This window comes from Pseudomonas sp. UME65, assembly GCF_014170225.1.
In the GTDB taxonomy this organism is placed as follows: domain Bacteria; phylum Pseudomonadota; class Gammaproteobacteria; order Pseudomonadales; family Pseudomonadaceae; genus Aquipseudomonas; species Aquipseudomonas protegens.
This window is the reverse complement of the sequence record NZ_LZZQ01000005.1, coordinates 75543-91184: the sequence shown is the minus strand read 5'-3', so window position 1 is coordinate 91184 and position 15642 is coordinate 75543. Positions and strand designations below refer to the sequence as shown.

The window sequence follows — 15642 nt, the reverse complement described above, 5'->3', positions numbered from 1 at the left end:
GCATTGTGCCCGCAGTGCCACTAGATCGAAAGCTCGGAAATATATTTTCCACGGTCAACCGTCTGTCCCTTGCGTTGTCGAGCCAGGCATGCGATTCCACACAGACAGCTGCAGGCGGTGCACACTGGCCCGAGCCCAGGTCGATGAATGCTGCGGCGCTGCAACGTTTCGCCGATTCGATGAAAAAAATACCCGACGGAAACTGCCATGCCTGATCTGCCCGAGCCGTACCACCCTCTTACTGACGATCGCTTCCGCCTGCTGGTCGATGCGGTGGTGGACTACGCGATCTACATGCTCGACGCCCAGGGCCGGGTCGCCAGTTGGAACAGCGGTGCCCGGCGCTTCAAGGGCTACCGGCAGGAGGAAGTGCTGGGCCGGCACTTTTCCTGCTTCTATACCCCCGAGGATCGCCAGGCCGGTTTGCCCCAGAGGGCGCTGGACAGTGCCGCGCAGTGCGGGCGTTTCGAAGGCGAGGGCTGGCGCCTGCGCAAGGATGGCACGCGGTTCTGGTGCCATGTGGTGATCGACCCGATCCGCGACAGCGCCGGCGGGCTGATCGGCTTTGCCAAGGTCACCCGGGACATGACCGAGCAGCGGGCCGCCGAGCAGACCCTGAAACAGAGCGAACAGCAGTTCCGCCTGCTGGTGCAGAGCGTGACCGACTACGCGATCTACATGCTCGATGCCCAGGGCCGGGTCAGCAGCTGGAACCTGGGGGCGCAGCGGATCAAGGGCTATGCCCCAGAGGAAGTCATCGGCCAGCACTTTTCACTGTTCTATACCGCCGAGGACCGGGCCAGCGACGAGCCGCGCAAGGCCCTGGAAGCCGCCGCCCGCGAAGGCCGTTTCGAGAAGCAGGGCTGGCGCCTGCGCAAGGACGGTACGCGGTTCCTGGCCCATGTGATTGTCGACCCGATCCGCGCCGACTCCGGGGCCATCATCGGTTTCGCCAAGATCACCCGCGACATCACCGAGGTGGTCCAGGCGCAGAAGGAACTGGAGGTCGCCCGCGAAGCGCTGTTCCAGTCGCAGAAGCTCCAGGCCATCGGCCAGCTCAGCGGCGGCATCGCCCATGACTTCAACAACCTGCTGACGGTGATCCGCGGCAACCTGGAGCTGCTGCACAAACGGGTCGGCGATGACCCCAGGCTGCGGCGCCTGCTGGACAACGCGCTGCAGGGCACCGAGCGCGGCGTGACCCTGACCCAGCGCATGCTGGCCTTCGCCCGGCGCCAGGAGTTGAAATCCCAGGCCCTGGACCTGGGCCAACTGGTGGCCAGCCTCAGCGGCCTGCTGTGCAGTTCGGTGGGGCCCAGGATTGCCCTGCGGGTGGAGATGGCGCCGGACCTGCCGGCGGTGCAGGCTGATCTCAACCAGCTGGAACTGGCGCTGCTGAACCTGGTGAGCAATGCCCGGGATGCGATGCCCGAGGGCGGTTCGATCCTGATCGAGGCGCAATTGCGCGGGGCCACGGGCAACCTGGCCCGGGGGCAGTACGTCTGCCTGGCGGTGATCGACGATGGCCAGGGCATGGACGAACAGACCCTGGCCTGCGCCGCCGATCCGTTCTTCACCACCAAGGGCCTGGGCAAGGGCACCGGCCTGGGCCTGTCGATGGTCCACGGCCTGGCCGAGCAACTGGGCGGGCGCCTGGTGCTCCAGAGCCGCCTGGGCCAGGGCACCCGCGCCGAGCTGTGGCTGCCCCTGGCGAGCGCGGCCAAGGGTTCGCCGGGCAGTGAGGCCATGCCGGCCCCGGGCCCGGACCACCCGCCGCTGTGCGTGCTGCTGGTGGATGACGACAGCCTGGTCCTGGACAGCACCACGCTGCTGCTGGAGGACCTGGGCCATCGAGTCATCCGCGCCGCCAGCGGGGCCCAGGCGCTGCAGTGTCTTGAGCAGCACCGGGACATCCAGCTGATGATCAGCGACATGGCCATGCCACACATGGATGGCCGCCAGTTGGCCGAAGCGGTGCGGCGCCTGCACCCGCAGTTGCCGATCATCCTGGCCAGCGGTTATGCCCAGCGCCAGGACGGCCCGGTGCCGGAGCTGCCACGGATCTTCAAGCCCTTCAGCCAGGCGCAGTTGAGGGACGCCCTGGCCCAGGTCCTGGCGCAGTCTGCGGCGGTCTGACTGGCGGCAGGCTGCTTAGCGTCCGCTGAGCCGCAGCAGCGGTTGCGCGGTGTCCGCGAAGGTGGGGTGGTCCTGGGGGCTTTGCGGGTCGACGAACTCGCGATTGATCAGGCGCAGGTGCTCGACGGCCTCCTGGTACTTGGCCTGGGCCTTGTTGCGCAAGAGGCGATAGCGCTCGAAGGTGTCGATTTCCAAGTGTTCCTGGTCAAGCAATCCATAGGCCTGGCTATCAAGCGCCTGGGCCTGGCGAAACAGGCGCTGGTTCTGTTCTAGGGCGAACTTCCTGCAGGCGCGGATCTGGAAACGCTGGTGGGTGCTGGTGGTCATGGTGCACATCCCTGGTTCAGGTGGTGACGAAAAGCGCCGGCCTCGCAGCGCTGTCGGCTGTCATGTCGCCGTTAACCATCTGACTCGCCCCGGGTGGCAGGGACTGCAAAAAAACGCAGCTGAAAATTTGTTGGATTGAAGCCGGCCCGGTGGGTTGAAAAATCATCTTTTTTGATCGATCGCTGAGCATCGATGGGCTATTTCGTGGCGTGCTCCAGTGCCCTGTCACTGTCCCGACAACCTGCGGCAGGCCGCGGCAGCCGTGGTTTAGCGTGCTCGCGCGCTGCCTCGCTTTTTCTTATCCAGCGAGCACATTTTTAATATTTTTCCTTCTCAGGCGTCTGTCGCACCATCTGTGGCATCCGACTTACCCCCGGGTTCTGAACAGCGTGCGCCCAGCCTTCCGGCCGGCGCCATTCGTCTCGCAGAAGGACACAGACATGACCGTAGAACAACCCATACAAGTGGACACCCTGGTGGTGGGCGCAGGCCAGGCCGGCGTGGCCATGAGCGAGCACCTGAGCAAGCTCGGGGTGCCGCACCTGGTGCTGGAGCGCAGCCGAGTAGCCGAGGCCTGGCGCACCGGGCGCTGGGATTCCCTGGTGGCCAACGGGCCGGCCTGGCACGACCGCTTTCCCGGGATGGAATTCGATGTCGCCGCCGATGCCTTCCCGGCCAAGGACCAGGTGGCGGACTATTTCGAAGCTTATGCGCGCAAGTTCAATGCGCCGATCCGCACCGGCGTGGAAGTGCGCAAGGTACTGCGCAATGTCGGCCGCCCGGGCTTCACCGTGGAAACCTCCGAAGGGCTGATCCAGGCCCAACGGGTGGTGGCCGCCACCGGGCCTTTCCAGCGTCCGGTGATCCCGCCGATTGCCCCGGCCAATGACCGGCTGACGCAGATCCACTCCGCCGAATACCGCAACCCGCAGCAACTGCCCGAGGGCGCGGTGCTGGTGGTGGGCGCGGGGTCGTCCGGGGTGCAGATCGCCGATGAGCTGCAGCGTGCGGGGCGCCGGGTCTACCTGTCGGTGGGGGCCCACGACCGGCCACCGCGCTCCTATCGCAACCGGGATTTCTGCTGGTGGCTCGGGGTGCTGGGAGAGTGGGACGCCGAGATCGCCAAGCCGGGGCGCGAGCACGTGACCATTGCCGTCAGCGGCGCCCGCGGCGGCCAGACCATCGACTTCCGCGCCCTGGCGCACCAGGGCATCACCCTGGTGGGGCTGACCAAGGCCTTTGCCGGCGAGCACGTGACCTTCCAGGCCGACCTGCTGGACAACCTGGCCCGGGGCGACGAGAACTACCTGGCATTGCTGGACGCGGCGGATGCCTACATCGCCCGCAACGGCCTCGACCTGCCCCTGGAGCCCGAAGCCCGCCGGCGCCTGCCGGACCCGGACTGCGTCAAGCAGCCGATCCTCGAACTCGACCTGCAACAGGCCGGCATCACCTCGATCATCTGGGCCACCGGCTACGCCGTGGACTTTTCCTGGCTGCAGGTCGACACCTTCAGCGAACAGGGCAAGCCCCTGCACCAGCGCGGCGTGTCCCGCGAGCCGGGGATCTACTTCCTCGGCCTGCCCTGGCTGTCGCGCCGTGGCTCGTCGTTTATCTGGGGGGTGTGGCACGACGCCAAGCATGTCGCCGACCACATCGCCACCCAGCGCAAGTACCAGGCCTACAGCGACGCCCGGCAGCCGGTGGCTACCGCCGAAGCACCGGCCCTCAACCTCAGCCCCGTGGGAGCCCACTGATGCCTACTCATACTCGCATCCGCATGTTCAACACCAAGGACACCTACCCCAACCAGTCCCTGGACAACGACCTGTGCCAGGCCGTGCGCGCCGGCAACACGGTGTATGTGCGCGGCCAGGTCGGCACCGACTTCGACGGCCGGCTGGTCGGCCTCGGCGACCCGCGGGCCCAGGCCGAGCAGGCGATGAAAAACGTCAAGCAACTGCTGGAAGAGGCCGGCAGCGATCTGAGCCACATCGTCAAGACCACCACCTACCTCACCGACCCGCGCTACCGCGAGCCGGTCTACCAGGAGGTAGGCAAGTGGCTCAAGGGGGTGTTCCCGATCTCCACCGGGCTGGTGGTCTCGGCCCTCGGCCAGCCGCAGTGGCTGATGGAGATCGACGTGATCGCGGTGATCCCCGAGTGAGGGGGTTGCCGAAGGTTCCAGCGGCCTTGTGCCGCGCTTGCCACAAGGCCCTGTGGGCCAGGGAGTTTGCATGACTTTTTCCATCATTGGACGCTGCGCCGAAACCGGCCAGCTGGGCATCGCCATCAGTTCTTCCAGCATCGCCGTGGGCGCGCGCTGCCCCTGGGTGCGGGCCGGAGTGGGCGCGGTGGCGACCCAGAACGTCACCTTGCCGGCCCTGGGCCCGCAGATCCTCGACCTGCTGGAGGGCCAGAAGCTCGACCCGGCCAGCGCCCTGGACCGGGCCCTGGGCAGCAACGGCTGGAGCCAGTATCGCCAGGTCACGGTGATCGACAGCCAGGGCCGCACCGCGTTGTTCAGCGGCCAGGAAGCCCTGGGCCAGCACAACGCTGTGGCGGGGGAGCAGTGCGTGGCGGCCGGCAACCTGCTGGCAGGCCCGCAGGTGATCGAGGCCATGGTCCAGGCCTTTGAAAACACCCCGGGCATGCTGGTGGAGCGCCTGCTGGCGGCGATGCAGGCAGCGATGGCGGCGGGGGGCGAGGCGGGGCCGGTGCATTCGGCGGCGCTGAGCGTGGTGGACGACCTGACCTGGCCCATCGTCGACTTGCGGGTGGACTGGGCCGACGCCGACCCCATCGGCCAGCTCGCCGGCCTGTGGCAGGCCTACCGGCCGCAGATGCAGGACTACCTGACCCGCGCCCTGGACCCGACGGCGGCGCCCAGCTACGGAGTGCCGGGCAATGAGTGAACAATCGAGCCGCGAGTTGTTGGCGCGGCTGGTGGGTTTTGCCACGGTCAGCCGCGACTCCAACCTGGAGCTGATCGGCTTCATCCGCGATTACCTGGCCAGCCATGGCGTGCACAGCGAGCTGATCTACAACCCGGAGCGGACCAAGGCCAACCTGTTTGCCAGCATCGGCCCCGAGGATCGTGGCGGTGTGGTGCTGTCCGGCCACACCGACGTGGTGCCAGTGGACGGCCAGGCATGGAGTGTCGAGCCCTTTGTCCTCAGCGAGCGCGAAGGGCGCCTGTACGGCCGCGGTACCGCCGACATGAAAGGTTTCATCGCCTCGGTGCTGGCTGCGGTGCCGGGCCTGACCCGGCGCCGCTTGCGGCTGCCGGTGCACCTGGCCTTTTCCTATGACGAGGAGGTGGGGTGCCTGGGGGTGCGGCCGATGCTTGAGCGAATGCAGCAGCGGCCGCACAAACCGCTGCTGTGCCTGATCGGCGAGCCCACCGAGCTGCGCCCGGTGCTCGGCCACAAGGGCAAGCTGGCCATGCGCTGCCAGGTGCGCGGCGCGGCCTGCCATTCCGCCTATGCGCCCTATGGGGTCAATGCCATCGAGTACGCGGCGCGGCTGATCGGCAAGCTGGGGGAGATCGGCAGCCGCTTGGCGCAACCCGAGCACCACGACCCACGTTTCGATCCGCCGTTCTCCACGGTGCAGACCGGCACCATCCAGGGCGGTCGGGCCCTGAACATTGTGCCGGCCGAGTGCCAGTTCGATTTCGAGGTGCGCACCCTGCCGGGCTATGACGCCCAGGCGGTGGTGGACCAGTTGCAAGGCTATGCCCGGGACCAGCTGCTGCCGCAGATGCAGGCGGTGCAGGCCGACACCGGGATCGCCCTGCAACCTCTGAGTGCCTACCCGGGGCTGGCCACCGCTGCCGACAGCGAGGCCGCCGACCTGCTGGCGCTGCTCAGCGGCTCGCGGGAGTTCGGCACCGTGGCCTTCGGCACCGAGGGCGGGCTGTTCCATCAGGCCGGGATTCCCACGGTGGTCTGCGGCCCGGGCAGCATGGACCAGGGCCACAAGCCCGACGAGTTCATCAGCCTTGAGCAACTGCACGCCTGCGACGCCCTGTTGCTGCGCCTGGGCGACTGGCTGGAGCACCCGGCCTGAACCGGATGCGCTCCACCCAGGCGCCCTAGCCACGGGACAGTGCCCATTCGCCGCCATCCGGACCTCCGGATGGCGGCGTTTTGCGTGGGGCGCCAGGCCGTCTGGTTGCAGAGCTTTTTCATGGGACTCGAACATATTTTTAGTATTTTTCCTCCGGCCCGCTGTGACGCACCATCGCTCTGGACCCAATAACCAGCAGGCCGTCGCAACGGCCGACGAGGGAATGCAGCGTGTTCGATCTCGGTTACTGGCAGCAGCGGGCTGCCCGACAAACATTCATTGACCAGGCGCTGATCGGCGGCCAGCGGTTGTCCGCCGAATCCGGCGCTACCTTCGATGCCATCAACCCGGCCACCCGCCAGGTGCTGGCCCGGGTCAGCGCCTGTGGCGCAGCCGAAGTGGACCTGGCGGTGGCCGCCGCGCGCCGGGCCTTCGAGCACGGGCCCTGGGCGCGCATGGCCCCGGTGGAGCGCAAGAAGGTCTTGCTGCGCCTGGCCGAACTGATGCTGGCCCACCGCGAGGAACTGGCCCTGCTGGACAGCCTGAACATGGGCAAGCCGGTGATGGACGCCTGGAACATCGACGTGCCCGGCGCGGCCAATGTCTTCGCCTGGTACGCCGAAAGCATCGACAAGCTCTACGATCAGGTGGCCCCCGGCGCCCGCAACAGCCACGCCAGCATCAGCCGCGTGCCCCTGGGGGTGATCGGCGCGGTGGTGCCCTGGAACTTTCCCCTGGACATGGCCGCCTGGAAGCTGGCGCCGGCCCTGGCGGTGGGCAACTCGGTGGTGCTCAAGCCCGCCGAGCAGTCGCCGTTCTCGGCGCTGCGCCTGGCCGAACTGGCCCTGGAGGCCGGTTTGCCGGAAGGCGTGCTCAACGTGGTGCCGGGCCTGGGCAGCGAAGCCGGACGGGCCCTGGGCCTGCACCCGGACGTGGATTGCCTGGTGTTCACCGGCTCCACCGAGGTGGGCAAGTTCTTCATGCAGTATTCGGCGCAGTCCAACCTCAAGCAGGTCTGGCTCGAATGCGGGGGCAAGAGCCCGAACCTGGTGTTCGACGACTGCCAGGACCTGGACCTGGCCGCAGAGAAGGCCGCCTTCGGCATTTTCTTCAACCAGGGCGAGGTGTGTTCCGCCAACTCGCGGCTGCTGGTGCAGCGCAGCATCCATGAAGAGTTTGTGGAACGCCTCAAGGCCAAGGCCCGGGACTGGCGGCCGGGCAACCCGCTGGACCCGGCCAGCCGTGCCGGGGCCATGGTCGACGCGCGCCAGACCGCCAGCGTCATGGGGCATATCGCGGCGGCCCTGGAGCAGGGCGCGCAGCTGGCCTGTGGCGGCCGGCAACTGAGCATCGATGGCAGCGACAACTACATCGAGCCGACCATCCTCACCGGCGTGGGCCCGGCGATGGCCATCGCCCGGGAAGAAGTGTTCGGCCCGGTGCTGGCGGTGACGCCGTTCGACGACGAGGAACAGGCCATTGCGCTGGCCAATGACAGCGTCTACGGCCTGGCCGCCTCGCTGTGGAGCGACGACCTCAACCGCGCCCACCGGGTCGCCGGGTGCTTGCGGGCCGGCACGGTGTCGGTCAATACCGTGGATGCCCTGGACGTCACCGTGCCGTTTGGCGGTGGCCGGCAGTCGGGGTTCGGTCGCGACCTGTCGCTGCATGCCTTCGACAAGTACACCCAACTGAAAACCACCTGGTTCCAGCTGCGCTGAGCGCTGTGAACCCTCTGCGGCGCCGGGCTGGCGCCGCTGCACCTGCCGCCCCGGCGGCAGGCCCACAACAACAATAAGAACGGAGTGCGTGCCATGACTGCAAATCTCTCCACGGGGGCCTTGAGCCCCACCAGCAAGGGCGGCCTGCGCCGGGTCCTGGGCCTGGGTTCACTGGTCTCGGTGGCTGTCGGCCTGGTGGTGTCCCAGGGGGTGATGGTGCTGATGCTGCAAGGGGCGGGGATGGCCGGGCTGGGCTTCTTCATCCCGCTGCTGCTGGCCTACCTGCTGGCCCTGACCTATGCCCTGTCGTTTTCCGAACTGGCGCTGATGGTGCCCCGGGCCGGCAGCCTGAGCAGCTACACCGAGGTGGCCATCGGACATTTCCCGGCGATCCTCGCGACCTTCTCCGGCTACATGGTGGTGGCGATGTTCGCCCTGTCCGCCGAGCTGCTGCTTCTGGACCTGATCATCGGCAAGGTCTACCCCGGCGCGTTGCCGCCGATGCTGGTGGCCTATGGGGTACTCGGGGTGTTCACCTTGCTCAACCTGTTGGGCATCGACGTCTTCGCCAAGCTGCAGACGGTGCTGGCGGTGGTGATGGTGGTGATCCTGCTGACCCTGGGCCTGGGCGCCGTGAGCAGTGCCCAGGCCGACCTGCAACTGCCCCTGGACCAGGGCTGGAACCCCTTGCAAGTCGGCGCCCTGGCGCTGGCGGCCATGGCCATCTGGGGCTTTGTCGGTGCCGAGTTCGTCTGCCCGCTGGTGGAGGAAACCCGCAACCCGGAGCGCAATATCCCGCGTTCGATGATCATCGGCCTGAGCGTGATCTTCCTGGTGATTACCCTCTATTGCCTGGGTGCCTTGCTCTGTGTGCCGCGGGCGCAACTGGCCAGCGATCCGCTGCCGCATTTCCTGTTCGCCACCACGGTGTTCGGCGAGGCCGGCAAGCTGTTCCTGGTGGGGGCGGTGATCACTGCCACCTGCAGCACGGTCAACTCGTCCCTGGCGGCGCTGCCGCGGATGCTCTACGGCATGGCCCAGAACGGCCAGGCCTTTCCCCAGTTCAAGCGCTTGAGCCCCCGTGGCCGTACGCCCTGGGTGGCGGTGCTGTTCGTGGCGGCGCTGACCGGGCTGCCGATCCTGCTGCTGGGCCAGGACCCGGATTCCATCAGCCTGCTGCTGTTGGCCGCCGCCCTGGCGTGGCTACTGGCCTATATCGTCGTGCACATCGACGTGATCGCCCTGCGCCGTCGCTACCCCGATGCACCACGGCCGTTCCGCTCGCCGTTCTACCCCTGGCCCCAGGTGCTGGGGATCGTCGGCATGCTGTTTGCGATCTACCACGTTTCCCCATCCCCCGAGATGACCGCGCGGATCTTCGGCAGTGCCGGCGTGGTGCTGGGGGTGATTTCGCTGATCGCCGTGGTCTGGATCAAGCTGGTGATGCGCAAGCCGCTGTTCGTTCCCGAGCCGCTGCTACCCGGCGAACCGACCCTGGCAACCCAACCTTCCCTTGAACCCGCCTACCGTGCAGGAGAATGACCATGAGCACCTCCAACCAACAGCCGCAACCGGCCGCGCCCCGCAGCACCCAGGACTACCAGGCCGCCGATGCCGCGCACCATATCCATGCCTTCCTCGACCAGAAGGCGCTGAACGCCGAGGGACCGCGGGTGATCGTCCGCGGTGAGGGCCTGCACCTGTGGGACAACGACGGCAAGCGCTACCTGGACGGCATGTCCGGCCTGTGGTGCACCAACCTGGGCTATGGCCGCAAGGACCTGGCCGCTGCCGCCAGCGCACAGCTGGAGCAATTGCCGTACTACAACATGTTCTTCCACACCACCCACCCGGCGGTGGTGGAGCTGTCCGAGTTGCTGTTCAGCCTGCTGCCCGGGCACTACAGCCACGCCATCTACACCAACTCCGGTTCCGAGGCCAACGAGGTGCTGATCCGCAGCGTGCGGCGCTATTGGCAGATCCTCGGCCAGCCGCAGAAGAAGGTGATGATCGGCCGCTGGAACGGTTACCACGGCTCGACCCTGGCGGCCACGGCCCTGGGCGGAATGAAGTTCATGCATGACATGGGCGGGTTGATCCCGGACGTGGCGCATATCGACGAGCCTTACTGGTTCGCCCACGAAGGCAACCTGACACCCGCCGAGTTCGGCCTGCGCTGCGCCCGCCAGCTGGAGGAGAAGATCCTCGAATTGGGGGCCGAGAACGTCGCCGGTTTCATCGCCGAGCCGTTCCAGGGCGCGGGCGGCATGATCTTCCCGCCGGAAAGCTACTGGCCACAAATCCAGCGCATCTGCCGCCAGTACGACGTGCTGCTGTGTGCCGACGAAGTGATCGGTGGTTTCGGTCGCACCGGCGAATGGTTCGCCCACCAGCATTTCGGTTTCGAGCCCGACACCCTGTCCATCGCCAAGGGCCTGACCTCCGGCTACATCCCCATGGGCGGCCTGGTGCTGAGCAAGCGCATTGCCCAGGTACTGGTGGAGCAGGGCGGGGTGTTCGCCCACGGCCTGACCTATTCCGGGCACCCGGTGGCAGCGGCCGTGGCCATCGCCAACCTCAAGGCCCTGCGCGATGAAGGGGTGGTGAGCCAGGTCAAGAACGATACCGGCCCCTACCTGCAGCAGTGCCTGCGGGAAGTGTTCGGCAACCACCCGCTGATCGGCGAGATCCAGGGCACCGGGCTGGTGGCGGCGTTGCAGTTCGCCGAGGACAAGGCCAGCCGCAAGCGTTTCGCCAACGAGAACGACATCGCCTGGCGCTGCCGCACCCTGGGCTTCGAAGAGGGGGTGATCATTCGCTCGACCTTCGGGCGGATGATCATGGCCCCGGCCCTGGTGGCCAGCCGTGGCGACATTGACGAGCTGGTGGACAAGACCCGCCGCGCAGTGGAACGCACCGCCGGGGAAATCGAGGCCGGTACCCTGCCGAGCAGCTAAGCGCGACACAGACCCGCCCCCCCTTGAGTGGCATCACCCGCCGCAGCCTGGCTGCGGCGGTTTTTTTTGCCTGTCACTCGGCAGGGGAAGCATTTCCTTCTGCATGCCCCGGTGATGGGGCGTTAGCCTGTGGTCAGCCTCTAGAACTTCCCGTTCAAACCGATGCGCAGGCTGTCGTTGCGTTCATCCGAACCCAGCGCGGTCTTATAGGAGAAGCCCATTTGCCAGGCACGCCCGAGGTTGAAGTCAACACCCATGTCCAGGCTGGCGAAGTCGCGGTCCAGGGCGTCGGGCTTGAGCCGGTAGAGCTGGCCTTCATCGCCCTGGTCGGTATAGCGCATCTTGTAGTCGCTGCTGCTACTGAAGTTGTGACCCCAGGCCAGGCCGACCTTGGGGGTGACCACGCCGACCCGGGTCATCAGGTCGTAACCGGTGCGCAGGCCCAGGTAGGAGGTGAAGTTCTGCTGGTTTTGCTCGTCATAGGAAAGCCCGTAGATGCCTCCGCCTTTTTCACTGAAGGCGTCCAGGCGTGTGACGCTGGCGTTCAAGCGGCTGTAGGGGGTCAGCGACAGTGGTCCCTGGCGGTACTCGTAGCTGGCGGTCAGCGAGGCGAACAACTGGTCGGCATCGCGCGAGCCACGGGCATAGTCGTCGTTACTGCCCGTGATGTAGCGACGCGAGTCGAAGCTGATGCGGTTGTAGCCCAGCAGGCCGTCGACAAACACCTGGGGCGCCAGGTTCAGGCTCAGGTAGGTGGCGATGCCGATGGCGTCCGCATCGCTGCGGGTCTTGTTGCTGCCGATCTCGCTGCGGTCGTTGCCGTAGCCGATCCCGACCCCGGCGATCAGCGTGGGCGACAGCCGATAGTCGACGCCGGCGCTCAGGCCCAGGGTGGTGAAACTGTTGCCCTGGGCGCCACGGGCGTGGGTCGAGCCGGTGTTGACGAAACCGTCGCTCCAGAACGCCAGGTCATCCTGCTTGCAGTTGTCCTGCGCGGCAGCGGCGGCCTCGCGTTTTTCCTGCTCGGTCTGGTGGGCCGAATCTCCCAGTTGTTCCTTGATCACCTTGGCGACCTCGCCCAGCGGTACGTTGCTGCCGTCCTTGCGCAAGCTGGCGTTGAACGAATTGCGGTCGCAGCGCATCTGGTGCAGCTGCTCCATACGCTGGTTGAAGTTGTCCATCTGGGTACTGGCAAAGCGTTCCGCGGCGCGGGTCTGGGCGTTGAGCAGGCCGATGACCTCGGCGTCCCTGGTCGGGTCCGCACGGGTCTGGATGATGAAGCTCATGGTGCTGGAGGCGCTGGAACCGCTGAGGTTGTGCAGGCTGAAGCTGACGACCGCCGTACCGGCGAAGGCCGCCGATGGCACGAAGCGCATCGAGAAGGGGCCCATCATCATCGCCCGGCCGGCCGAGGCCGGGGTCACCGTGCCCAGGGTGGCGTGGGTGAACGGGCCGCCGGTGGCGCCCTGGGTCAGGTCGACGGTGGCCGACTGGCCCGCTGCGAGGATCTGGCTGGAGGCGGGCACGGTGATCGCCACGGCAGCGATGGTGATCGAATAGGCCTGTGAGCCCGTGGCACCGTTGGCATCGGTGGCGGTGATGACCAGGTTGCTGCTGCCGCTGGTAATCGGCGTACCGCTGATCAGACCGCTGGCAGTGTTCAGGTTCAGGCCCGTCGGCAGGCTACCGCTGGTGATGCTGTAGCTGTAGGGAACGGTGCCACCGGTAGCGCTGAGGGTTGCGCTGTAGGGGCTGCCTGCCGTGCCGGCCCCCAGGGACGCCGGGGTCAGTACCAGGCTGGGCGCGCTGACGGTGATGGTCACCGTGGCCGGGCTGGAAGTGCCGCTGGCGTTGGTGGCGGTGTAGGTGAAACTGTCGGCGCCGGAGAAGCCTGCGGCAGGCGTGTAGCTGATGCTGGTGCCGCTGGCCGTGGCAGTCCCGTGGCTGGCGGCGCTGGCCACGGCGACGCTGGTGGCGGCGCCGCCACTGAGGCTCAGAGGGATCGGGTTGGCGCTGCTGTTGGCCGCGACCGTGGCGCTGACGGCGCTGGCAACCGGTGCCTGAATATTGATGGTGATCGAGTAGGCCTGGGACCCGGTGGCGCCGTTGGTATCGGTGGCGGTGATGGTCAGGTTGAAGGTGCCAGCGGCGCTTGGTATGCCGCTGATCGCACCGGTGCCGGTGTTCAGGCTGAGGCCGGTCGGCAGGCTGCCGGATGTGATGCTGTAGCTGTAGGGCACAGTGCCGCCGGTGGCGCTGAGGGTTGAGCTATAGGGCGTGCCGGCAGTGCCGTTGCTCAGGGAGCCGGGGCTCAGGGTGATGCTCGGGGCACTGACGGTAATGCTCACCGTGGCCGGGCTGGAAGTGCCGCTGGCGTTGGTGGCGGTGTAGGTGAAACTGTCGGCGCCGGAGAAACCGGCGGTGGGGGTGTAGCTGATGCTGGTGCCGCTGGCCGTGGCAGTCCCATGGCTGGCGGCGCTGGCCACGGCGACGCTGGTGGCGGCGCCGCCACTGAGGCTCAGAGGGATCGGGTTGGCGCTGCTGTTGGCCGCGACCGTGGCGCTGCCGGCGCTGGCAACCGGTGCCTGAATATTGATGGTGATCGAGTAGGCCTGGGACCCGGTGGCGCCGTTGGTATCGGTGGCGGTGATGGTCAGGTTGGAGGTGCCAGCGGCGCTCGGTATGCCGCTGATCGCACCGGTGCCGGTGTTCAGGCTGAGGCCGGTCGGCAGGCTGCCGGATGTGATGCTGTAGCTGTAGGGCACAGCGCCGCCGGTGGCGTTGAGGGTTGCGCTATAGGGCGTGCCGGCGGTGCCGTTGCTCAGGGAGCCGGGGCTCAGGGTGATGCTCGGGGCACCGACGGTGATGCTCACCGTGGCCGGGCTGGAAGTGCCGCTGGCGTTGGTGGCGGTGTAGGTGAAACTGTCGGCGCCGGAGAAACCGGCGGTGGGGGTGTAGCTGATGCTGGTGCCGCTGGCCGTGGCGCTGCCATGGCTGGGGGCGCTGGCCACGGCGACGCTGGTGGCGGCACCACCGGTGATGTTCAAGGGAATCGTGTTGGCGCTGCTGTTGGCCGCGACCGTGGTGCTCAGTGCGTTGGCAACTGGTGGCAGGCCGTTGATCAACAAGGTGTAGGCGCGAGAGCCGGTGGCGCTGTAGGCGTCGGTGGCGGTGATGGTCAGGTTGAAGGCACCACCGGCAGTGGGGGTGCCGCTGAGTGTACCGGTGCCGGTGTTCAGGCTCATGCCGGCCGGCAGGCTGCCGGCAGTGATCGCGTAGCTGTAGGGGGCGGTGCCCGCGGAGGTGCTCAGGGTCTGGCTGTAGGCCGTGCTTTGAGTGCCGTTGGGCAGAGTCGTCGGTGTTATCGCCAGGGTGGGCGGGGTGACGGTGATGGTCACCGTAGCCGGGCTGGAAGTGCCGCTGGCGTTGGTGGCGGTATAGGTGAAGCTGTCGGTGCCGGAGAAACCGGCGGTGGGGGTGTAGCTGATGCTGGTGCCGCTGGCGGTGGCAGTCCCATGGCTGGCGGCGCTGGCCACGGCGACGCTGGTGGCGGCGCCGCCACTGAGGCTCAGAGTGATCGAGTTGGCGCTGCTGTTGGCGGCCACCGTGGCGCTGACCGGGCCGACTGTGGGGGCGGGCACGGCGTAGGTATAGCCATTGGTCAGGGTCGCGCTGCCGCCAGGGGTGATGATCGTTACGTTCACTGCGCCCGCGGCATGAGCCGGTGTGGTGGCCGTGATGGTCGTGGCGTTGTTGACGGTATAACTGGGGGCCGCCGTGCCGCCGAAGCTGACCGAGGTGGCGCCGGTAAAATTGCTGCCGGTGAGGGTGACGGCGGTGGCGCCAGCGGTGCTGCCGGAGTTGGGGGCAACCGAGGTCAGGGTCGGGGTCGCCGCGCCGGTAACCTCCAGGGTATAGGTGGCGACCCCGGCCTGGTTTCTGCCGTCATTCAGGGAAATGTTGAAGGTGTAGTTGCCGGCGATGGTAGGTGCACCATGCAGCGTGGTGGTCGGACTGTTGGGTGAGGCATCGAGGATCAGCCCCGGTGGCAGGCAGGGGGCCGTATCGTCTGGATCGTCGATATCACACTGGTACCACTTATCCAGGGGCATTTCACCGCCGCTGGAAAGGATCTGGATACTCATCGACTGGCCCACCGTGACCGATGGCAGCGTGGTGCCCGTCCCCGGACTTGTGATCACGGGGGGCGGCAGCAGCGCCATGGCGGCCGTTGGCAGGCTCAAAAGCAGAAAAAGCAGGACCAGCGAACGTGCCAGCGAACCGTGGAAACTACTGCGCGATGTTTTCATAAAGGCTCCCTGCCATTTGCGATCAGCTTTGTCGCGGCCGCATCCAGCGTTAAATGAGTCAAGGTCAAAGGGTAAAATTCAGGTCGCCGTTCCGCGAGACCTGCCTACAGCCGTCATCCG

The 15642-nt window shown here is 67.0% G+C and carries 10 protein-coding genes; 8 read left to right on the top strand and 2 right to left on the bottom strand.

The features are described from left to right. The first annotated feature begins 207 nt into the window (after window positions 1–207). Window positions 208–2136 carry a PAS domain-containing sensor histidine kinase gene (locus A9971_RS04060; protein WP_183001448.1) on the top strand — a complete coding sequence of 643 codons (1929 nt, stop codon included), beginning with the start codon at window positions 208–210 and terminating at the stop codon, window positions 2134–2136. Between the two features lie 15 nt (window positions 2137–2151). Here A9971_RS04060 and A9971_RS04055 read toward each other — a convergent pair whose 3' ends face one another. Beyond that, window positions 2152–2463, bottom strand: a complete 312-nt coding sequence (locus A9971_RS04055; protein ID WP_155499942.1) for a hypothetical protein — start codon at window positions 2461–2463, stop codon at window positions 2152–2154. Window positions 2464–2903: 440 nt separating this feature from the next. Between A9971_RS04055 and A9971_RS04050 the strand changes: the two genes are divergently transcribed. The 7 genes from A9971_RS04050 to A9971_RS04020 all read left to right on the top strand — a co-directional run bounded on the left by A9971_RS04050 (window position 2904) and on the right by A9971_RS04020 (window position 11212). Next, window positions 2904–4220, top strand: coding sequence for an NAD(P)/FAD-dependent oxidoreductase (locus tag A9971_RS04050; protein ID WP_183001447.1), 1317 nt, complete (start codon window positions 2904–2906; stop codon window positions 4218–4220). Then, complete coding sequence (locus A9971_RS04045) at window positions 4220–4630, top strand: RidA family protein (RefSeq protein ID WP_011061806.1); 411 nt, start codon at window positions 4220–4222, stop codon at window positions 4628–4630. The genes A9971_RS04050 and A9971_RS04045 overlap by 1 nt, the downstream gene beginning before the upstream one ends. A gap of 70 nt (window positions 4631–4700) precedes the next feature. Next, complete coding sequence (locus A9971_RS04040; protein WP_161467014.1) at window positions 4701–5378, top strand: DUF1028 domain-containing protein; 678 nt, start codon at window positions 4701–4703, stop codon at window positions 5376–5378. Continuing rightward, window positions 5371–6534, top strand: a complete 1164-nt coding sequence (gene argE / locus A9971_RS04035) for an acetylornithine deacetylase (protein WP_065364273.1) — start codon at window positions 5371–5373, stop codon at window positions 6532–6534. Before A9971_RS04040 ends, argE begins: the two co-directional genes overlap by 8 nt. Before the next feature lie 230 nt (window positions 6535–6764). Next, the gene (locus A9971_RS04030; protein WP_011061803.1) at window positions 6765–8255 is read left to right on the top strand and encodes an aldehyde dehydrogenase; all 1491 of its coding nucleotides are present in this window, start codon (window positions 6765–6767) and stop codon (window positions 8253–8255) included. 93 nt (window positions 8256–8348) lie between these two features. After that, a complete protein-coding gene (locus A9971_RS04025; RefSeq protein WP_011061802.1) occupies window positions 8349–9797 on the top strand; it encodes an APC family permease in 1449 nt (482 codons plus the stop codon). Between the two features lie 2 nt (window positions 9798–9799). Then, window positions 9800–11212 carry an aspartate aminotransferase family protein gene (locus A9971_RS04020; RefSeq protein WP_011061801.1) on the top strand — a complete coding sequence of 471 codons (1413 nt, stop codon included), beginning with the start codon at window positions 9800–9802 and terminating at the stop codon, window positions 11210–11212. 140 nt (window positions 11213–11352) lie between these two features. Here A9971_RS04020 and A9971_RS04015 read toward each other — a convergent pair whose 3' ends face one another. Then, window positions 11353–15357, bottom strand: a complete 4005-nt coding sequence (locus A9971_RS04015) for a putative Ig domain-containing protein (protein WP_259652364.1) — start codon at window positions 15355–15357, stop codon at window positions 11353–11355. Window positions 15358–15642: the final 285 nt, after the last annotated feature.

Excerpts from the sequence above, each read along its gene's own strand:
- A9971_RS04060 (WP_183001448.1), top strand. The coding sequence starts at position 208 with ATGCCTGATCTGCCCGAGCCGTACCACCCTCTTACTGACGATCGCTTC.
- A9971_RS04025 (WP_011061802.1), top strand. The coding sequence starts at position 8,349 with ATGACTGCAAATCTCTCCACGGGGGCCTTGAGCCCCACCAGCAAGGGC.
- A9971_RS04050 (WP_183001447.1), top strand. The coding sequence starts at position 2,904 with ATGACCGTAGAACAACCCATACAAGTGGACACCCTGGTGGTGGGCGCA.
- A9971_RS04040 (WP_161467014.1), top strand. The coding sequence starts at position 4,701 with ATGACTTTTTCCATCATTGGACGCTGCGCCGAAACCGGCCAGCTGGGC.
- A9971_RS04020 (WP_011061801.1), top strand. The coding sequence starts at position 9,800 with ATGAGCACCTCCAACCAACAGCCGCAACCGGCCGCGCCCCGCAGCACC.
- argE (WP_065364273.1), top strand. The coding sequence starts at position 5,371 with ATGAGTGAACAATCGAGCCGCGAGTTGTTGGCGCGGCTGGTGGGTTTT.
- A9971_RS04045 (WP_011061806.1), top strand. The coding sequence starts at position 4,220 with ATGCCTACTCATACTCGCATCCGCATGTTCAACACCAAGGACACCTAC.
- A9971_RS04015 (WP_259652364.1), bottom strand. The coding sequence starts at position 15,357 with ATGAGTATCCAGATCCTTTCCAGCGGCGGTGAAATGCCCCTGGATAAG.
- A9971_RS04055 (WP_155499942.1), bottom strand. The coding sequence starts at position 2,463 with ATGACCACCAGCACCCACCAGCGTTTCCAGATCCGCGCCTGCAGGAAG.